The organism is Croceimicrobium sp., assembly GCF_965228705.1.
Classification (GTDB): domain Bacteria; phylum Bacteroidota; class Bacteroidia; order Flavobacteriales; family Schleiferiaceae; genus Croceimicrobium.
In genome coordinates, this window is sequence record NZ_OZ245832.1 from 1,857,514 (window position 1) to 1,877,447 (window position 19,934).

Genomic DNA, 19,934 nt, shown 5'->3' on the forward strand with positions numbered 1-19,934 from the left:
AATACTGTATGGAACTTCTTGAGAAAAATGAATTAATTGAGGTCTGTTTGCAAAAGCGCCATGAAGGTGCAGAAAACCAGGACCTGCAAAATTTCTTAAGCTCGTATAATCTGAGTAAAGTAGAAGCTTCGGAGATTATTCGTAAATCGGATCAGCTCTATTTATCAGACATTCGGAAAAACCCACCGCAAGCTCCCAAACAAAGGATTTTCTTTCCAATGCTGGTTCTCTTTGGTTTGCTAGCCCTAATGGTGATGGTTTTCTTCGATTACTATCAAGCAGGAATCATTGTTCTCATTCTGGTTTGGCTCTCCCTGCGGAAATTCAGGTCAAAGCCTACCAGCAGTCGAAATACTCGCTTTCAGCATTTCAAGAAATAATAAATAAAGACAATTTTTAGTGGGCGTTTACTTGGAGCAAACGTATAGCACCTCTCCATCCATAAGAGCATAGCGCTTAATTTCTTCCGGACTAAAAGCTTCACGAACTTTATAGGCTTCTACCTTAAAACCTTCTTCAGCTAATCGCTTTGGATAATCCGCTCCATACTGGCGCACGTGATCATACTGCCCAAAACGACGAATCCTTTCCTCGGGATCAGTAATAGTAGGATCTTCATCCGTCACCTCCTGCCCCGCTTTAAAGGGCACCTGCATAATCGCTAAACCACCCGGTTTCAACACCCTACAAAGCTCACGCATACATTGACGATCGTCCGTTACATGCTCTAAAACGTGATTACAGAAAATCACATCAAAATGGTTATCCCCATACTGGATATCATGGATATCCATTTTCACATCCGCAATAGGTGAATCCAAATCTGCTGTGAGGTAATCCAGGTTCTTCATCTTACGAAAGCGACCATAAAAACACTGTTCTGGCGCAACATGCAACATGCTTTGCTTTTCTTTAAAAAAGGTGCTTTCACGTTGTAAATACAACCAAAGTAAACGATGACGTTCTAAAGACAGTGAAGCTGGAGCCAGGGCGTTCTCCCTTTGCCGACCTTTATAGCCATAAGGAAGAAGTTTACGGTACTTCCGACCATCTATGGGGTCTTCGAAGCGGTCGCCCTTAAAAAACAGAGCTAAGATCGGGGCGGCCGCATAGCTTAAACGAATAAGCATCGGTCGCGGAATTGTGTTCAGGGCGAACTTAAAAAGCGATTTAATCATTATTCAGGGTTTATGCCCAGTACCTCATAGATGTAATCAAAAGTCGATAAAATTTGGGGCTCTCCATCCACCAGAGCCACATCATGCTCAAAATGAGCAGCGGGCTTTCCATCTACCGTATTAATCGTCCAGCCGTCTGGTAATTGCTTTACGCGAAAAGTACCCATGGTGATCATTGGCTCAATAGCCAAGACCATTCCGTTCTTTAAAGCTTTACCTCTACCGCGTTTACCGAAATTTGGAACTTGAGGATCTTCATGGAGTTTTGTTCCAATACCATGGCCCACCAAGTCGCGAACCACTCCAAAGCCATGGTCCTCAGCGTGTTTCTGAATGGCAAAACCAATATCCCCAACTCTGCGGCCAGGTCTAAATTCATTGATCCCTAAATACAAGCTTTCGCGAGTAACATCCAAAAGCTTCTTTACATCAGGAGCCACTTCACCTACTTCGAAGGTATAGGCATGATCGCCATAATAACCGTCTAACAAGGCACCGCAATCAATACTTACTACATCGCCTTCCTCCAAAGGAATATCCGTTGGTAATCCATGGACAACCGTTTCATTCTTGGAGATCAACAAAGTGCTCGGGCAACCATATAGTCCTTTAAAACCAGGCTTGGCACCTTGAGATAAAATATAGTCTTCGGCCTTGCGATCGAGGTCTGAAGGTTTAACACCTGGCCCTACTTCTTTGGCCAGCATTCCTAAGGTTCGACTTACCACTAAGGCTGCTGCACGCAGCTTTTCAATTTCGGCCGGAGTTCTTAAATGAATCATTAATTTCTAAAATCTGAAAAATCTTTTTTTGGAGTTCTTTCGGGCGCGATTCTTCGCGGGCTCCTCCTCTTTCCCGCTAATCATTTGGTACACTTCTCCCCAACCCGGGAAGCCTTGTAAATTGCGATCGTCTACAAATAAATCCGCATGAATCTTACGGCTGGCTTCTTTTTCATCATAAGCCTCTTCAGGATAACTTTTATTTACGGCATAAAACTCTAAGCCGTTTTCCTTACAGAAGTCAACCGCTTCTTGAAGCTTTCGACCATAGCGATAGGTCCATAAAATAAGGCGATGCCCATCTTTTTGGAGCATCTTTAAAGTTTCAAATGCAAAGGGCTTGGCCTTCCCTATGGCCGGATATGCATCGTCTACAATAGTCCCATCAAAATCGATGGCTAAAATCTTCGATTCGTCAGTAATCATACAATTAAGGATTTACCGCTCATTGCTTGCGGCTTCTCAATATTCAACAGTTCCAAAAGCGTAGGCGCTACATCGCCTAAAACACCTTCGCGCAATTTAATCTTTTCTACATCATTCCCAATCAGGAAGCAAGGTACCGGCTGGGTGGTATGTGCGGTATTTGGACTACCATCTTCATTTCGCATACAATCAGCATTGCCGTGATCAGCCAATATGATAAAGCGATAGCCTTTTTTAAGTCCTGCTTCAACCACTTCCTGTGCACATTGATCAACTGTTTCGCATGCTTTCACGGCTGCCTCCATCACCCCTGTATGCCCCACCATGTCTGGATTAGCAAAATTGAGGCAAATAAAATCAGGACTCTGACTTTCAATATCTTCAATAATAGCATCACGTACTTCAAATGCACTCATCTCCGGCTGCAGATCGTAGGTTGCTACTTTGGGTGATGAAATGAGCAAACGATGCTCGCCTTCAAACTCCGACTCTCGACCACCGGAAAAGAAGAAAGTTACGTGTGGATATTTTTCAGTTTCTGCAATACGAACTTGAGTCTTCCCAGCTTTGCTGATCACTTCACCCAGTGTATCGCTTAAATTATCTTTTTCATAAATCACCTTCACCCCTTTGAAGGTATCATCATAGCGGGTCATGGTCACATAATGGAGATTCAGCTTTTTCATCTCCTGCTCCGGAAAATCTTGCTGATTTAGAGCCATGGTAATTTGTCGACCGCGATCCGTTCGGAAGTTGAAGCAAATCACCACATCATCCTCAGCAATTAAGCCATTGCTATTGATGATTCCAGGCTCAATAAACTCATCGGTAATTCCGCGTTCATAATTGCCTTCCAAGCAGGCCTTAGCTGAGGCAAAAGATTCTCCTTCACCTTTCACCATAAGGTCATAAGCCTTGCGCACACGCTCCCATCTTTTATCACGGTCCATTGCAAAATAACGACCTACCACTGAGGCCACAGCCCCACCATGTTTGGCTAAATGCTGCTCCAAATCCGCCATATAGCCCAATCCTCCTTTAGGGTCGGTATCTCGACCATCGGTAAAAGCATGAACATAAATTTCTTCCAGGCCACGCTCGGAGGCGGCGCTAATCAAACCTTTAAGATGTTGAATGTGCGAATGCACCCCTCCATCGGAAAGTAAGCCAATGAAGTGCACTTTTTTCTTATGATTCCGGGCGTACTCAAAAGCCTCCACCAATACAGGCTCCTGGGCTAAACTGCCATCTGCAACCGCCATATTGATTTTCACCAAATCCTGATATACCACACGACCGGCTCCTAAATTCATATGGCCTACTTCACTATTTCCCATTTGCCCATCCGGTAAACCCACCGCCAGACCAGAAGCCTGCAAACGTGTATTGGGATATTGATGGTAAAGTGAATCTACAAAAGGAGTTTGAGCCTTATCTATAGCTGATACCTCAAGATTCTTCGCGATACCCCAACCATCTAAAATGATCAGTGCCGCTTTAGGCGAATTGCTCATGATACAATTTTAAACTGCAAAATTAGACATTGCCTTTCGAAAGACCTGCGATCTATAGGATTAATCCCTGAAAGGCAAAGGCTAAGCGCTTGTTTAGCTTAATGCAATCAAAGCTTCTAAAGCCTGTTGAATATTCGCACGAACCTCGAGGATGCTGGCTTCCATCATATAGCAGGGAGCACATACTATTTTAAGGTCGCTGTCCACGCTTACTTCAGCTACGGTTTTTGATTCGGCTTCCACACCTATACTCTCCATACCACCAGAAATGGCTGCGATATCATAAGGCGAAGCTTCTACACTACTGCCAACACTTAAACGCGCATGATAGTGACTGCCCTCCAAAGCTTTAGCCACAGTGGTAGGACTCATACACAAAGCAGCTATTGGCTTTTGGTTTTCAATCATGTTGAGGACCAAAGATTTAATTTCAGGAAGAATCGCTGCACCTGGTCCATCAAAAGCCCATTGGGTAAGGTTTTTAGCGGTACCAAATCCACCCGGCATAAATAAGGCATCAATTTCAGCTGGGACAAAATCAGCTAGATCAATTACTTCTCCCCGAGCAATTCGAGCTGATTCTATCAATACATTTCGCTCTTGATCCATCTCAGAACCATCGAGATGATTGACTACATGATATTGATTCACATTAGGGGCAATGCATTGGTATTCATGCCCTGCTTCGGCTATGGCCAGGAGACTAAGAACTGCTTCGTGTATTTCAGTTCCATCGTAAACTCCAGAGCCATGCAAGAGTACGCCTATCTTCATAGTTTCTGTTTGGACAGCAAATTAGAGAATTGATAAATCCTCTCAAACCGAATGTCACAAAAGAGTAAATAAGAGACTGTTAATAACAGCTATTTAGCCCGTGCTTTCTTTTCTAAACGGGCTAAAATTTTCGGGTCTTGCAATTCCTTCATGGCATCTCTGGCTGCCCAAAACTGGAATTTAGAATTCTCCAATAGCCATTCTTTTCGGATGTAATCCTGAATTTGGGCATTTAGCCATAAGCTGCGCTTCCCCAATGTTCGGAGCACCCAAGAGTTGGCCTTGCGAACGAAATTTCGCTGATCATCAATGGCCTCTTTCAACAAGGGAAGATATTCGAGCAAGTCTGAATCTGGCATTTTTTTATGATGCATGGAGATAGAGGCGATCATTACTAATCCTGCTCTTCTCTGAAATTCACCTGGCAAAGGAGCCCATAGCCAAGGTAATTCTAGAGCAAAGCTTGCCTTTTGAAATAATGATCCACAAAATTGATCTACCAGATCCCAGCTGTAAAGTCCTTCCATAAAACGATCCGCCTGCTCCCGACTTAATTCTCTGGCTGGAAAGATTAGTCCGGCGGCCAATTTCGCTTCATGGTACTCCGTATCATAAAGTCCCAATGCTAAATCAGCATTTCCCTTAAAAGGCTTGATGTATTCTCGAATATCCGGCATTCGCACCCCTAAAGCATGCTCATTGGGAATCCCGAATCCGGCTAATTTAATGCGATATCCTTCGTCGCTTAATTCTCGGAGACCTTCAATAAAATGAAGAACTTCCATCCTAGCCTAATAAAAAGCTCACATCTCCCTGAGGGATTTCACGCATCTCTTTATTAGCCTCAAACAAGGGAGCCGAATGAGGCCCCTTCAACTCCAAATGAGCATTTTCCAAACGCAACCATGAACCTTCACGCAGACCAATCACTGCCTGGCTGTTTTGAAAATGAAATTCATGAATGCGAGTAGCACGAGTTTCTCCTTGATGTTTCGAATTCGGATCCGGATCCAAATAGTGAGGATTGATATTAAAGGGCACTAAAGCCAAAGCCTCAAAACTGGGAGGATAAACAATAGGCATATCATTGGTTGTTCCGATACTAAGACCAGTGATATTGCTTCCAGCACTGCTCCCCATGTAAGGTATCCCCTTCACCACGGCTGCTCTTAATGCTTCGATGAGCTCCAACTCATAAAGCGTTTTGGTTAACAAGAAGGTATTTCCGCCACCAACAAATACAGCATGGGCTCTTGCAATTGCTTCCTTGGGATCCTCATATTCATGGATTCCCTTTACCTTAATCCCCTTGGGGGCAAGAGCCTTGGCGGGATAGGTAGTATATTCATCAAAGCTAATTCCTCCGGGTCGAGCATAAGGAATGAACAACAATTCTTTTGCCTCACCCAAAAAATCTTCCACCTCATCGAGTAAATATTCCATGTAATCAGAGCCATGGATTTTACTGGTCGATATCATTAAAACTCGGGAAGAATTGGAGTGATAAGCTTTCATGCTAGGTAATTTGCCGCAAAGGTATCATTTCATACCTAGAAAAAAGATGCCTAGTCCTTTTCCCCCTCATACCTGGACTCCTCCCATAGGCTAGTCCAAACGCCCATTTTCAAACCTTGAATTCGAGTCCAAATGGGACGTACCCGACCTCCATAAGCGGAAATATGATTGTAATCACCAAAAAACACCAATGGATTAGTGCGGAAGGATTCTTCGGTAATCCGGATATTCGTCCAGCTCTCGCCTTGATCCGTACTTCGTGCCTGGTAAACATGGGTATGATTGCCCTCCAGACCACGACGATCATAGAAAACGGCATAAAGGATATTCGTTACCGGATCAACACACATCCAGGTAAAAAATTGATCTGCAGATCCGGTATCATCATTCACCCGAATAGGATCTGTCCAATTCTCCCCTCCATCATCAGAGTGCATCACCCAAACATCATAATTACCTTCGCGATCATCAACCCAATTTACATAGAGCCGCCCCTTCCTGTCACAGATGGTAACCGGCATACCATTGGCTCTTTGCACACCCGGCACATCAATATCCCAACCTCCGGGTTGCTGTGCAATGACTTTATCTTCCGTCCAGCTTTCACCAGCATCGGTGCTCTTCGAAAAGTATAAGTTCCCGCGATTCCCCCAGCTTACATAAATGGTCCCATCCGGGCCTACCGCTGGCACCGCGCCTTCAGTAGTGCTGTCATTATCCAAACAATTTCCTGGAATTGTATTTACCTGAATCGCTTCTGACCAGGTTTCCCCGCCATCCAATGATTTGGAAAATAAAATATTACTCTCATCTTCAGGATTCTCACTACCGTAATCATCGAACTGAGTCCAGGTAATGTAAATCGCATTCGTGCTGGTATCCACTATCGCCCAATGCTTATCTTGATCTTTGGGATGAGCCATGCCTGTGAAAGTACCATTCGACCAGCTTTGCCCTCCATCGGTACTTTTTTGAATTACAATCCGATCTAAGATTTCTTCACTAGACCAATTCTCCCCGGTAGGATCCGATAAGTGCAAATAGTAATGATGACCAGCGGTATCGGTAATTAAAACCGGATCTCCCCACACTCCAAAAGAGGAAACCATGGTATCAGCAATCCAGCTTTCACCACCATCCGTACTGTAAAAAACTGCATCCAGCACAGCTCCTGCTACAATATTATCAGGATTACGAGGATTAATGGAAATACTCGGCTCGCAATAACCACGGCCTCGAAGCAAGCTTCCTTCGCCAATTAAAACATTTTGAGCGGAAAGTGACAGTCCACATAGGCCTATCAATGAACTAAGAACTAGCTTTTTCATTTTACACGAATACACATGAGTCCATCGCGCAGGGGTAAAAGCAAATTTTCTACCCGATCATCCTCTTGCACGAAGGTATTGAATTCCAATAAGGCCTGAGTACTTTCATCATTTGGCAGGGGTTCTTCAATCACCTTCCCGCTCCACAAAACATTATCCGCTAAAATGAAGGCGCCGGATTTCAATCGAGGAATCAGCAGTTTATAATAGTCTAAATAGCGCGGTTTGTCGGCATCAATAAAGACTAAATCCCAATCTCGCTTTAGCTTTTGCAGGCTATCCAGGGCATCCCCAATATGAAGATGAATTTGTTCCGCTTTACCTGCCGCTACAAAGTACTTCCGACACATGGTCTCCAACTCATCATTGATTTCCAGGGTATGCAGTTCCCCTCCATCCTGCAGGCCTTCTGCCAAACATAAAGCTGAATAACCAGTATAGGTACCGATTTCCAAAATGTATTTTGGTTGGGCTAATTTGGATATCATAGATAAATATCGCCCTTGCAAAGCACCGCTAAGCATGCGAGGTTGCAGTACCTTAAGATGGGTTTCGCGATTTAATTGAGCTAATAAGTCAGGCTCTGCATCGTGATGTGCACTGAGGTAGTCTTCTAGTTTGGGATCGAGAAAATGCATAATTCAGAATTGCATCAAAAGTAGCTATTAAGTGCGGCGATTCCCTAATTTCGCCCCCATGATCACCCTCAAACCTTTTCGCGCTTATCGCCCACCGCGGGATAAGGCTTATTTAGTAGCTACTCGTTCCTACCTGAGTTATACAGAGGAGGAACTGGATGATAAACTGAATAATAACCCTTTCAGCTTTATGCACGTCATAAACCCGAAAGCTGGTCGTGCTCTGGCACCGGGAAAAGCCAAATACGACTTAGTACGCGAGGGTTTTGAGCTTTGGTGTGAGGAAGAGATTTTCACTAAAGATGAGCAAGCCTCCTATTATCTCTACAGCCAGGTTAAAGATGGCAATGAATACATTGGTGTTATTGCAGCGGTTAGCGTTCAGGATTATTTGGAGGGACGCATCAAAAAACATGAAAACACCCTTAGTGCTCGCGAGGAAATGTTTACCGATTACCTCGAAGAAACGGGCTTTAATGCTGAACCCGTATTACTCATCTACCATGATGACTTTGAGCTGAATCGTTTATTTGCGCGCTATATCGAAATGCGGGCCGAATATGAATTCACTTCTACCGATCGGGTTTTCCATCGACTTTGGCCTATTACTGAACCTAAAGACCTGGATCTAATAACCTCCGCATTTAAGCGTCAAAATTGCCTGTATATCGCTGATGGTCATCACCGCAGTGCCAGTTCAGCTCGGCTGGCACAAAGGATGCAAGATAAAGGCAATGATGAAGGAGCCCATCAATATTTCATGGCCTTCCTGATTGGGGAAGAACAAATGAAAATTTACGATTTCAATCGCCTGGTGATAAATGACAGCGGTAAGAATAAAGCCCAGGTTTTGCTGGAATTGGAACAGCGCTTTAATATCGAACCTAAGCATCAAGAAACCTTTCACCCACAAAAGGTGCACGAAATTGGAATGTATCTGGACGGGGAATGGTTTAAGCTAAATCCCAAAATAGGCAGTTTCGACCCCAATGATCCTGTGGGTCACCTGGATGCTGAAATTTTGAGTCGCAATATTCTGGATCCGATTTTCCATATAAAGGACTTAAAATCCGATGATCGGGTTGATTTTGTTCCTGGAACTTATGGCTTGGAATATTTGGAAAAAGCGGTGAATAAAGGTGCTTATCATATTGCCTTTAGCCTTTTTCCGGTTAGTATCGAACAGATAAAACAAGTAAGTGATGAGGGTAAAATCATGCCCCCCAAAAGCACTTATATTGAACCTAAATTGAGAAGTGGATTGGTAATCTACCCGATTAAGGAAGATTAGAAAGGCCAGTTTTCCAGGCACATAATTAAGGCCAATCCGAAACCAGCCCCAGAAACAAATAGGTTCCAGTCGCGGATTTTTCGATTGAGCATAAAACTGTAAACCCCCATTAATAATAGGGTAATGGCCACCAGTAAGAGTTGCGCCAATTCAATACCTAAATTAAAGGGCAATAGGGCCTGCCAATAATTACTATCTCCCATCACCAACATGTCGTAGTAATTGGAAAAACCTAATCCGTGAATTAAACCAAAGACTCCGGCAATCCAGGCTTTGGACTTATTATTTTGGTTTTGCCCCGACTTCGTTAAGTTATATAAAGCCGTTAAGAGTATGGTTAATGGAATTAGGAATTCGATGATTCCCTTATCAATTTTAATCACTTCCAAGGCCCCCAAACTCAAAGTCAAAGAATGACCTATCGTAAAAAAGGTAACTGCTGCCACAACCCGCAACCAATTACGACTTTGATATACGGCCATTAGCACCACCACAAACAAGATATGATCCATAGCCTGAACACTCATGATATGCTCATAACCCAGGCGCAGATAAGTGGAAAATGTTTGCATGCTAAAAGATTAACTTCTTTTCAGATTCTGCAGAAGTGAGGTAGGCCGATCGGAGTTCATCTCCGATTCGTACATTCACAATATTGCTCTGATCTTCAAAGCTATCAAAAAAGATGCTATTGCGAACTACTACTTCTGTTGGCTTTTCAGGACAAGGATAGAAAAAGTACAAGTAGATCATTTCCACCTCAACTTCTTTCCCAAGGTAATTCTGTTTTAAGGACTTAGGACCTAGCTTGAGATTAAATTCTTGTGAAATAAAGGCAGCCACTAAGCTATCTGCACTGGGATGTTCATCGGCCTCACCCAATTTTAAAGAATAACAAAGATCCTTTTCGAGGTGATTTTCCAGGTCTTCCCGGAAAAGCCTTAAAGTGCATTGCATTTCCTGATCTTTATACTCCACCTGAGCAATGCTCACATGAAAATCATGGCGAGGCAGACAAAGACTAATTAGAACTAAAATTAACTGAGGCATCTTAGTAAATTGAACGCCAAAGTAGCAAATCTCCGCAGGAGCACTAGCTATAATACCCAAATATCAAATGTCGAATACAGACCTTATTATCCCCGAAAGAAGCCGTGACATTGGCGACTTCCTGGTTGGCAGACTTTTACCTTTCCGCAAGAAACGCATGGTAGGCCCTTTTATCTTTATTGACCATATGGGCCCCACCGAATTAGGACCCGATCATTATATGGATGTGGATCAGCATCCTCATATTGGATTGGCAACTTTAACCTTTCTGCTAGAAGGTGAAGTAGAACATCGCGATAGCCTGGGTACCGAGCAAATTATTCGTCCGGGATCGGTAAACTGGATGGTCGCCGGATCAGGCGTAAGCCATACTGAGAGAACCCCGATGCATTTGCGTAAGGGTAACAGTTTCACCGTGCACGGCTACCAGATATGGGTGGCATTACCCAAAGAGGTCGAGCAAATAGAGCCTTCTTTCCATCATTTTGCCAGCGATGATTTACCCCAATGGCAAGATGGTCCCAATCAATGGAAACTAGTCGCAGGCGAAGCTTTCGGTCGTCAATCGCCCGTTCCCACGCATTCTCCTCTCTTTATGTTGGAACTCAAATGTGAAACCGACTCGAGCATCGACCTTCGAGGACAGCTGAAAGGTGAAATTGGCATTTGTGTAGTAAAAGGCAAAGTTTGGGCTTGCGATCAAGAAGTAGAAGCTGGCCATCTTTTGGTTTCTAAAGATGAGAATACCTGTAAATTGAAAGTTGCCGCTAATAGTCATATTCTATTCTTTGGCGGCGAAGCTCTTCCCGAAGCCCGTACCATTTATTGGAACTTTGTAGCTAGTGACCCTAAGCTTATTGAAAATGCCAAAGAAAAATGGCAAAACCACGATTGGCCAAAAGTTGATGGCGACAACAGCTATGTTCCCCTACCTGAATTCTCTTAATCTTTCCTGTTTATGAAAATGAAATTTTCCCTTCTGCTCTTCGGCCTGATCAGCTTAAATTCCTGGGGGCAAAATAAGGATGGCTTTAGCCTGGAAATGTTTGGCGGTAGCTTTAGTGTACAAAACGCCTTTGGCAGCAAGTATGATTATCAAGGCGTTAAAGCCTGGACGGGTATTGCTTTCGAGGCTGGGGCCGGAGCGGCCTTTCGTCAAAATGCGGGCCGAAATCAGCAATGGGGATTAAAGCTTGGTGTTTCGCGAATGGCCTTTAGCTATACCGGCAGTGATTATGTGGATGGCAATGGCGACACTCAAATTTACCTCCCTCAAAGCACCCGTCGCATCTATTTCAATTTCAGCCCGATCTATGCTTTTCGAATGGCAGAAACCAGCAGTTTCGACTTTGACCTGGAAAGCAGTTTAAGTATAAAACTCCCGATAAATGCTTATTCCTTGAGTCTGGATGCGGCCCAGAATAATACAGACATCAATGACTTTGATCGCTATTCCCTGGGAGAACTCAGTGTTTTTCAAGCTCAAATCGCCCCTACCTTCGTTTGGGAGACCACTCGATTGGGTGTTTATTTTTCTTATAACTTAAACAGTGGTGCAAATTGGGAAAGCATCTCAGGCTGGGGCGCTGGATTGCAAATCAGCTACTTTGTAGAGGACTAATCAAAGAAACCAAAGTCCTAAAGCTATCAACAGTAAAACCACAATTTGCAACCATTTCATAAAGTGACTGAAAGCCTCCTTTGCCAGATAAGGTTTTAACTGCCCGGCTAGAATGGCCATTAAACTAAAGATCAAAAAAGCTTGTACCATAAAGCTTAGGCCCATTAAGCTCATCTGCTGAAAGGCCGGCCAGTTTGCTTGTGTATCCACAAATTGCGGTAAAAGGGCTAAAAAGAATAAAGTCACTTTTGGGTTTAGCACATTCATTAAAAACCCTTTGGCCCAAGAGCTCCAAAAGCCCGGGATAAGAGCAGTGCCTTTAGTGCTTTCCAAATGGATGGTCTGCGGTTCCTCCTTCCAGGCACCATAAACGAGATAAAGCAAATAAAGTGTCCCGGCCAAGCGCAGACCAATAGATATCTGAGGAAACTCCAGGAGTAATAAAGCCAAGCCACTTGCAGCCAATAAAGTATGTACCAAAACCCCGGAGGCCAATCCTGCCGAAAGGCTTACTCCTCGACGAGAACCCCGACTTAAGCTTTCGGTAAGTACAAAGATATTATCAGGCCCTGGCATAAAAGTGAGGGCAATAGCGGCACTTAAAAAAGTGAAATATAATTCCCAATTCACGGGCGGCAAGATATACTGCTTTAGGGTTTCTATGAAGATTGCCTCGCAGGGATTTGTAAATTAGCGCCACCACAAAAAGCTTGTGCCATGCAAAAAACCTCATCTGCCCCCGCCCACTGGTATGCGCTTTACACCAAGCCACGTGCCGAAAAAAAAGTTGCCGAGCGACTCAAGGCAAAAGGCTGTCAGGTTTATGCCCCCACCCAGACTGTAATTAAGCAATGGAGCGATCGCAAGAAGAAGATCGAAGAACCGTTCTTTAAAAGTTATGTCTTTGTTCGTTTTGAGCTCAAGGATAAATTTGAAGTATTAAATACTCCGGGCGTAGTTGCCCAAGTAACCTGGCTGGGAAAAGCGGCCGAAATTCGAGAAGAGGAAATAGATGCCATTCGCGATTTCCTGCAGGCCTATCAGGGGGTGAGTATTGAGCAAATTGACTTTGAAGCAGGACAAAAACTACGTATAAAACATGGCGAACTGGAAGATGCTTATGGCACGGTAGTTCGTCAAAACAAACATCGGGTTGTACTCGAAATTGAAAAACTGGGAATGGCTCTGTATGCCGAAGTTCCTAAAAGTCAAGTTGAAAATATTGAAAGATGAAAAAACTATTTAGCACTCTGTTTATCCTTAGCCTGGCATTTAATAGCTGGGGCCAAAATGCGGAGGAATCGCCAAAAATCAATTGGCTCACCATCGAAGAATTGGAAGCTGCACAAGCTAAAGAGCCACGCAAAGTATTTGTTGACCTTTATACCAGTTGGTGCACCTGGTGTCATAAAATGGATAAAGCCACCTTTCAGCATCCTGGCATTGTAGAATATGTGAATGCCAATTTCTATGCGGTAAAGTTTAATGCCGAAAGCAAAGACTCCATCCAGTTTAAAGGGCATACTTTTAAATATGTGGCTCAGGGCCGAAGGGGATATAATGAATTGGCGGCAACACTGGCTAATGGTCGACTCTCCTATCCCACTATCGTATATCTGGACGAAGAACTCAATGTAATCCAACCGGTACCAGGTTATATGGACCCAAAATCATTCGAACAGGTAATCACCTATTTAGCTGGAAACCACTACAAAGAGCAGCCTTTCGACCAGTACAAAATGAACTACGAATTGGTCTATTCCCTCAAATAAAAGGCCCAAGATTTCAAGCTGAGAATGCTAGGTAGGAGCGCCGCAATTACCTTAACTTTGCGCTTTTCAAAATCTCAGCATGAAGATCTCATACAATTGGCTTAAGGAGTATTTGAACACTGACCTCAGTCCGGAAAAAGCGGCAGAATATTTAACCGACACCGGCCTGGAAGTCGAAGGTCTGGAGCAAATCGATACCATTAAAGGAGGTTTGCGCGGAGTTGTAATTGGAGAAGTTCTTAGCTGTAAGCCACATCCCGATGCAGATCGTCTTAAAGTTACCGAAGTAAATATTGGTACGGATCAAGCCGTGCAAATTGTATGTGGTGCCCCAAATGTTGCTACCGGACAAAAGGTTCCCGTGGCCACTGTTGGTACTGAAATTTACACGGAAGACGGCTCTTTTACCATCAAGAAAAGCAAATTACGTGGCCAGGTATCGGAAGGCATGATTTGCGCCGAAGATGAGCTGGGATTAGGCGAGAGCCACGATGGAATTATGATCTTAGACCCTGCCGCCAAAGTGGGTAGCCCTGCGGCAGAGTATTTCGAAATAGAGTCCGATTATGTAATCGAAATCGGACTAACCCCCAACCGTACAGATGCTATGAGTCATTACGGAGTGGCCCGTGATCTGCGCGCTGCTTTACTTCGCTTTGAGCAAGGTAAACCCGAATTAAAGCTCCCCTCAGTAGCGGCTTTTAAAAGCGAACGCAATGATATGCCCATTGCTGTGCGTATCGAAAATGAGGAAGCTTGCTATCGATACATGGGCATCTCTATTCAAGGAGTTAAGGTGGAAGAATCGCCAGCCTGGTTGCAAAACAGATTAAGAGCAATCGGCCTTAAGCCCGTAAACAACATTGTAGATATAAGCAATTATGTTCTCCATGAAACCGGCCATCCCATGCATGCATTTGATGCTGATAAAATTGCCGGAAAGGAAATCATCATTAAAAATGCGGTGGCTGGTGATAAATTCATCACCCTTGATGGTAGTGAGTTAAAACTAAGCGATCAGGATTTAATGATCTGGGATGCCGAACGGCCCTTGGTTTTGGCAGGTGTTTATGGAGGTCAAAATTCAGGTGTTAGCAACAGTACCGAGAATATATTCTTGGAAGTAGCCTATTTCGATCCGGTACACATTCGTAAAAGCGCTAAGCGCCATGCTTTAAATACCGATTCATCTTTCCGTTATGAGCGTGGGGTAGATCCTGAAATGACGGAATACGCCTTAAAACGAGCAGTAACCTTAATTCAGGAAATTGCCGGCGGCGAGGTTTCCATGGCTATTGCCGATGAGCACCCGGTAAAAATCCAAAACCAGGAGCTCACTTTAAATCTCGATCGTATGAATAGCCTTATCGGTGAGGCCATCCCTACCGAAATGGTGCGCGATATATTAGCCTCTCTCGATATCCGAATCAAAGCGGAGTCAGGTCAAAATTGGAATTTAGAAGTTCCTGCTTACCGTCGTGATGTTGAGCGTGAAGCCGACGTAGTTGAAGAAGTACTGCGTATTTATGGCTTTAATGCCGTTCCTTATGATGGCCCCATGCGAATTTCAGTTGCCCAAAAAAGTGCGGATGATGATGCTCGTGAAAGAGACATGATCAGCAGTTTACTAAGTAGCCTGGGCTATCATGAAATGATGAATAATTCACTCACCAAAGCTTCGTATTACGAAAAGTATGGCTTCGAGCCTGAAGCGAGTGTAGCAATGCTCAACCCTCTGAGTCAGGATTTGGCGGTAATGCGCCAATCCATGTTATTCGGTGGGTTGGAAGCGGTTGAATACAATAGCAAACGCCAAAGAGCCAATCTTAAGTTTTTTGAATTTGGACGTTGCTACCGTAAGAAAGAATCTGGTTTTGAAGAACGTGAAGATCTGGCCTTATGGTTAACCGGTTTAGCCGAAGATGAAAACTGGAAACAAGGTGCCCAAGCCAGTGATTTCTACCAATTAAAGAATGCGGTACAATTGCTTTTTGAACGAATTGGATTAAGTGGTTTTCAAGAATCTGCTTCGGAGGCTGCCATCTTTAGTGAAGGATTAAAATGGCATCGCGGCAAGAAAGTATTAGCCGAAATCGGTAAGGTAAACCCGGGCTTATTGAAAAGCTTTGATCTGAAAACCGCCGTTTTCTATGCAGAATTAAACTGGGAAGCTTTAGTGGATGCGGCGCGTAAAAACAGCATTGTGATGAGCGACCTTCCTAAATTCCCTGAAGTACGTCGCGACCTAGCCTTATTGGTGGACAGTAATGTGAAGTACGGTGATTTAGCTCAGGCAGCAGCCAAAGCAGGTGGAAAGCTCCTAAAAGCGGTAAATCTCTTTGATGTATACGAAGGCAAGAACTTACCGGAAGGAAAGAAATCCTACGCCTTGAGCTTCACATTGGCCCATGAGGAAAAGACCCTTAATGATAAGGCGGTAGAACAAATCATGTCTAAAATTCAGGCTAGCCTCGAGAAACAATACGGAGCCAGCCTGCGTTAGAAGCGGCATGTTGAAGATCGCCTTCGATCCGATTTACCATCATCCTTTGCCCAAAGGACATCGATTCCCAATGGCAAAGTACAGCCTCTTACCCGAGCAGTTGCTTTATGAAGGTACATGCTCGGAAGCTAATTTCTTTCGCCCAGAGCTCCTTTCGGAGCAACAACTTATACGCACCCATTGCCCACTGTATTGGCAAAAGCTGAAGGAGCTTAATCTAAGTCGGGCCGAAGAACGCCGCACTGGATTTCCGCTGTCAGCTCAATTGGTGGAGCGCGAAAGACGCATTGCTCAAGGCACCATTGACTGCTGTTTTCATGCTCTGGAAAATGGAGTTTCTCTCAATATTGCCGGAGGCACTCACCATGCTTACACCAATCGAGGAGAAGGGTTTTGCCTACTTAATGACATTGCCATTGCGGCCCATTATCTGTTAGACCATAAACTGGCACAACAAATATTGGTAATCGACCTAGATGTCCATCAAGGGAATGGCACCGCCGAAATTATGGCCGATGAAGACAGGGTATTCACCTTTTCCATGCATGGAGCAAAAAACTATCCCTTGCATAAAGAAAAAAGTGATTTGGATATTGAATTAGCGGACGGGACTAAGGACGGCGAATACTTAAGCCGACTTAAATCACAATTACCCGCCCTACTTGATCGACTAAATGCTGATTTCATTTTCTATCAGTCGGGAGTCGATGTGTTGGCCACAGATAAATTAGGTCGTCTCGGAATGAGCATAGCGGGCTGCAAAGAAAGAGATCGCTTTGTATTCGAAGAGGCCCAAAAAAGACATATCCCTGTTGCCTGCAGTATGGGCGGTGGTTACAGCCAGCGATTAGCCGATATAATTGAAGCCCACGCCAATACCTATCGACTGGCACAAGCCATGTATTTCTAAATTTCCTTGGGAAGGTAAATCTTAAAAGTAGTACCCTGATTTACAATACTCTTTAGCTCAATTTTACCTCCCATCGCTTCAACCTGGTTTTTCATAATATACAAACCTAAGCCCCTGGCCTTTGGATGCTGATGAAAGGTTTAATACAGTTGAAAGAGGCGATCTTTATAGCGCTTCAAATCAATACCCAAGCCATTATCCTTTACCTCCAAAATATGAAAATCACGATTTTCAGATAAACGAATATTAATGCGGGGTTCGCGATCAGGATGGCGATAGCGCAGCGTATTGCTCAATAGGTTTAGCAAAATACTCTCTAAATAAGCTTTCACCGAATACACTTCGGCCTCGGGTTTAAAATCCAATTCCACCTTAGCATTTAAAGCCTTGAGCTCTGCTCCAAGGATGTCTAAAATGCGCTGAACTTCCTCTTTTAAACACAAATTGGACTTACTGCGATTAAGACTTTGATTGATGGCAATAATCTCATTTAGATGCTTAATTGTCGATTCCAAACCATCACTCACCTTTCGCAAATATTCCCATAGCTCCAGTTTTTCAGTTTCGGTTTTCGCTGCATCAACAGCCTCTATTAAACCCTGCAGATTAGCTGAATGCGAGCGTATATTATGCGACACGATATAAGTAAAGCTTTGCAAGCGTTTATTCTGTTCGGAAGTAATATTCAGCAAAGCCTCCATCTCCTGATTTTTCACTTCCTCTTCATGAATATCCTGCATTACCAGCAAGCTATAGAGGAATTCACCATTGGCATTCCAAATAGGCTTATTGCGAACATTTAACCAGCGAGCCCCCTCTTCAGCCTCCAGCTTCACCTTTAATTCTATACTGCGTTGGGCATAGAGGGCAATCAATAAATCCTCCTTTTGCTTGCGATTCTCCTGGCTTCTAAAAAGTTGATCGGGTTCCTTGCCCAGGGCAAAATCGGGTTTCCATCCAAAAAACTCCACACAGGCCGAATTTACCCAGTCTACCCTTCCTTCCTGACTAACAATCATAATGAGGTCCGAAGTATTCCGAGCAATTAAAGCCAGCTTGTGCTGTTCCTTTTCAAAAGCCTTCTGATCATCTATAGCAGTAAGAATTCCATACCAGGAACTCTGGCTATCGTGCTTTGACTGTGGGCGTACTCGTATACGAAACCAACGTTCTTCACCCAATTTGTTTTCAATGCGAAATTCTGCATCTAAATCCTGAAGGTTTCGCGCCGAATAAACCACTGAGCCCAATAAAGTGGAATAGTCTTTAGGGCTTATTACCTGCATTATACTGGAAGGGTCTTCTAGCAGTTTTTGCCGCTCAATTCCAAAATTAACCGCTTCGAAGGCCTTACTTAAAAAACTAAGATTCAACCTTTTGTTGGGTGAATAGTCTACCTGAAACACAACTCCGGGAATGCTTTCCGTAAGTTTTTCCAATTGCTCACGGTGGGCCTGCGAACGCGCTTTCTCTGCTTCTCGCTCCGTTACATCCTGTTGCAATCCAAGATGTCCAACAATCCGATCTTTTTCATCCCGCAAGAGCAGATAGTCTCCTTCAATCTTGATGAGCTCACCATCCGTTCTACGTTCTTCCGTTAAGTTGTGTAAATGGCCATTCTCAAAAAAGTTCCGCCACACCTTTAGCCCCCCCTCAATGTCATGTAAAAAGAAATCTCGGGGGCTCAGGTTTAAAAACTCTTCTTCGGATTTAAAACCATATTGATCAAGGATCATTTTATTACAGCGGGTAATCACCTGATTCTCGAAGGCATATTTCACCACCGCGTCCTTATCCGTATTCTCATTCCACTCTTGAGGCTCTGGAAGCATCATAAAGAAAACGCCGATCATCTGATTCTCGAAAAAGAAATTCAATTCTTTTTGACGGGCATCCAGTTGCTCCTCCGCGGCCTGTAAAGCGGAAATATCAAAACCGCGGGCATAAATAACATCCACATCACCATAGCAATCTGGAAAGGAGATGAATTGCCAATGGGTACTTACGAAGCCTGGGCCACGGGGATTTTTCTTTTCGATTCGAACATTGCAAATTAATCCGGGATGTGCTAGACAGTAATGGGCCGTTTCCCGTCCCGTTTCACGGCTTTGCTCAGCGACATCTGCCATTGAGCTTTCCCCTATTCGCGATGTCTTATCCGCAAAAAAATGTTCTACATAAAGACTATTGTGGTAGAGGTATTTTCCTTCCCTATCAATTTTAATTAAATAAGGATAATAAAGTTGATCGTCCTGCCAGGGATTTTGAGGGGCAAATAAATGCAATGCCACAAAAAAGTCCGGATAGTTTTCCAGAAGCCTTTGCTCCACTTCAAAGTTTAAGAAGTCTTTATTGGAAGCGTAACTTAATTGAAAGTGATTTACCGCTCCTTTTCGGTAAATCTCCTGGCAATAATTAAATTGTTTAGCACCAAGAGTATTAGCTTTAAAATCATCCGAAGCCTGACGATCAATACCAATAGAAACGGATAAAGCATTATTGATCATTACCTCCCCACTCGGAACATGGCAAATCCAGTAACCATATGGAGCTTCCTGCTCCAGGGCGATAAGCAATTGATTATCTATGGATATTTCTTGAAATGCTGAAGACCGGGGAGCAGCCATTAATG

21 protein-coding genes and 1 pseudogene are annotated in these 19,934 nt (G+C 43.8%); 8 read left to right on the forward strand and 14 right to left on the reverse strand.

The annotated features are described in order from the left end of the window. Positions 1–8: 8 nt before the first annotated feature. Positions 9–380 carry a hypothetical protein gene (locus tag ACO05P_RS08420; RefSeq protein WP_421754783.1) on the forward strand — a complete coding sequence of 124 codons (372 nt, stop codon included), beginning with the start codon at positions 9–11 and terminating at the stop codon, positions 378–380. 27 nt (positions 381–407) lie between these two features. Here ACO05P_RS08420 and ACO05P_RS08425 read toward each other — a convergent pair whose 3' ends face one another. From ACO05P_RS08425 to ACO05P_RS08465, 9 genes are all read right to left on the reverse strand, one after another. Next, positions 408–1,178, reverse strand: a complete 771-nt coding sequence (locus ACO05P_RS08425) for a class I SAM-dependent methyltransferase (RefSeq protein ID WP_421754784.1) — start codon at positions 1,176–1,178, stop codon at positions 408–410. Continuing rightward, a complete protein-coding gene (gene map / locus ACO05P_RS08430) occupies positions 1,178–1,960 on the reverse strand; it encodes a type I methionyl aminopeptidase (protein WP_421754785.1) in 783 nt (260 codons plus the stop codon). Before map ends, ACO05P_RS08425 begins: the two co-directional genes overlap by 1 nt. Positions 1,961–1,966: 6 nt before the next feature. Beyond that, positions 1,967–2,386: a BT0820 family HAD-type phosphatase gene (locus ACO05P_RS08435; RefSeq protein WP_421754786.1), complete on the reverse strand. Its 420-nt coding sequence runs from the start codon at positions 2,384–2,386 to the stop codon at positions 1,967–1,969. Continuing rightward, a complete protein-coding gene (gpmI, locus tag ACO05P_RS08440) occupies positions 2,383–3,900 on the reverse strand; it encodes a 2,3-bisphosphoglycerate-independent phosphoglycerate mutase (RefSeq protein WP_421754787.1) in 1,518 nt (505 codons plus the stop codon). The genes ACO05P_RS08435 and gpmI overlap by 4 nt, the downstream gene beginning before the upstream one ends. A 93-nt stretch (positions 3,901–3,993) precedes the next feature. Further along, positions 3,994–4,674, reverse strand: coding sequence for an isoprenoid biosynthesis glyoxalase ElbB (elbB, locus tag ACO05P_RS08445; protein ID WP_421754789.1), 681 nt, complete (start codon positions 4,672–4,674; stop codon positions 3,994–3,996). Between the two features lie 89 nt (positions 4,675–4,763). Continuing rightward, complete coding sequence (locus ACO05P_RS08450) at positions 4,764–5,459, reverse strand: DNA alkylation repair protein (RefSeq protein ID WP_421754790.1); 696 nt, start codon at positions 5,457–5,459, stop codon at positions 4,764–4,766. Between the two features lies 1 nt (position 5,460). Next, a complete protein-coding gene (gene pepE / locus ACO05P_RS08455) occupies positions 5,461–6,189 on the reverse strand; it encodes a dipeptidase PepE (protein WP_421754791.1) in 729 nt (242 codons plus the stop codon). A gap of 50 nt (positions 6,190–6,239) precedes the next feature. Continuing rightward, on the reverse strand, positions 6,240–7,517 hold the full coding sequence (locus ACO05P_RS08460) for a sialidase family protein (protein WP_421754792.1): 1,278 nt from the start codon (positions 7,515–7,517) through the stop codon (positions 6,240–6,242). Continuing rightward, complete coding sequence (locus tag ACO05P_RS08465; protein ID WP_421754793.1) at positions 7,514–8,155, reverse strand: O-methyltransferase; 642 nt, start codon at positions 8,153–8,155, stop codon at positions 7,514–7,516. The genes ACO05P_RS08460 and ACO05P_RS08465 overlap by 4 nt, the downstream gene beginning before the upstream one ends. Before the next feature lie 58 nt (positions 8,156–8,213). Between ACO05P_RS08465 and ACO05P_RS08470 the strand changes: the two genes are divergently transcribed. Beyond that, a complete protein-coding gene (locus tag ACO05P_RS08470; RefSeq protein ID WP_421754795.1) occupies positions 8,214–9,446 on the forward strand; it encodes a DUF1015 domain-containing protein in 1,233 nt (410 codons plus the stop codon). Here the strand turns inward: ACO05P_RS08470 and ACO05P_RS08475 are convergent. Together ACO05P_RS08475 and ACO05P_RS08480 are read right to left on the reverse strand one after the other, a co-directional pair. Next, positions 9,443–10,018: a HupE/UreJ family protein gene (locus ACO05P_RS08475; protein ID WP_421754796.1), complete on the reverse strand. Its 576-nt coding sequence runs from the start codon at positions 10,016–10,018 to the stop codon at positions 9,443–9,445. The genes ACO05P_RS08470 and ACO05P_RS08475 overlap by 4 nt on opposite strands. A gap of 1 nt (position 10,019) precedes the next feature. Further along, positions 10,020–10,496 (reverse strand): DUF6702 family protein, encoded by a 477-nt coding sequence (locus ACO05P_RS08480; protein ID WP_421754797.1) that lies wholly within the window; start codon positions 10,494–10,496, stop codon positions 10,020–10,022. A gap of 67 nt (positions 10,497–10,563) precedes the next feature. Here ACO05P_RS08480 and ACO05P_RS08485 point away from each other — a divergent pair, with 67 nt between their 5' ends. After that, complete coding sequence (locus tag ACO05P_RS08485) at positions 10,564–11,442, forward strand: pirin family protein (protein WP_421754799.1); 879 nt, start codon at positions 10,564–10,566, stop codon at positions 11,440–11,442. Between the two features lie 12 nt (positions 11,443–11,454). Beyond that, complete coding sequence (locus tag ACO05P_RS08490; protein ID WP_421754800.1) at positions 11,455–12,117, forward strand: hypothetical protein; 663 nt, start codon at positions 11,455–11,457, stop codon at positions 12,115–12,117. On the opposite strand, the gene ACO05P_RS08495 is transcribed toward ACO05P_RS08490, so the two are convergent. After that, complete coding sequence (locus tag ACO05P_RS08495; protein WP_421754802.1) at positions 12,118–12,747, reverse strand: LysE family translocator; 630 nt, start codon at positions 12,745–12,747, stop codon at positions 12,118–12,120. Between the two features lie 87 nt (positions 12,748–12,834). Between ACO05P_RS08495 and ACO05P_RS08500 the strand changes: the two genes are divergently transcribed. The 4 genes from ACO05P_RS08500 to ACO05P_RS08515 all read left to right on the forward strand — a co-directional run bounded on the left by ACO05P_RS08500 (position 12,835) and on the right by ACO05P_RS08515 (position 17,302). Beyond that, positions 12,835–13,350: a UpxY family transcription antiterminator gene (locus ACO05P_RS08500; RefSeq protein WP_421754803.1), complete on the forward strand. Its 516-nt coding sequence runs from the start codon at positions 12,835–12,837 to the stop codon at positions 13,348–13,350. Next, positions 13,347–13,889 (forward strand): thioredoxin family protein, encoded by a 543-nt coding sequence (locus tag ACO05P_RS08505; RefSeq protein WP_421754805.1) that lies wholly within the window; start codon positions 13,347–13,349, stop codon positions 13,887–13,889. The genes ACO05P_RS08500 and ACO05P_RS08505 overlap by 4 nt, the downstream gene beginning before the upstream one ends. A gap of 79 nt (positions 13,890–13,968) precedes the next feature. After that, positions 13,969–16,392, forward strand: a complete 2,424-nt coding sequence (pheT, locus tag ACO05P_RS08510) for a phenylalanine--tRNA ligase subunit beta (protein WP_421754806.1) — start codon at positions 13,969–13,971, stop codon at positions 16,390–16,392. Between the two features lie 7 nt (positions 16,393–16,399). Next, complete coding sequence (locus tag ACO05P_RS08515; protein ID WP_421754808.1) at positions 16,400–17,302, forward strand: histone deacetylase; 903 nt, start codon at positions 16,400–16,402, stop codon at positions 17,300–17,302. Here ACO05P_RS08515 and ACO05P_RS08520 read toward each other — a convergent pair. Together ACO05P_RS08520 and ACO05P_RS08525 are read right to left on the reverse strand one after the other, a co-directional pair. Continuing rightward, positions 17,299–17,412, reverse strand: a pseudogene (locus ACO05P_RS08520) (sensor histidine kinase); the annotation flags it as partial. The gene ACO05P_RS08515 and the pseudogene ACO05P_RS08520 sit on opposite strands and share 4 nt — an antisense overlap. A gap of 30 nt (positions 17,413–17,442) precedes the next feature. Next, positions 17,443–19,929, reverse strand: coding sequence for a PAS domain S-box protein (locus ACO05P_RS08525; protein WP_421754809.1), 2,487 nt, complete (start codon positions 19,927–19,929; stop codon positions 17,443–17,445). Positions 19,930–19,934: the final 5 nt, after the last annotated feature.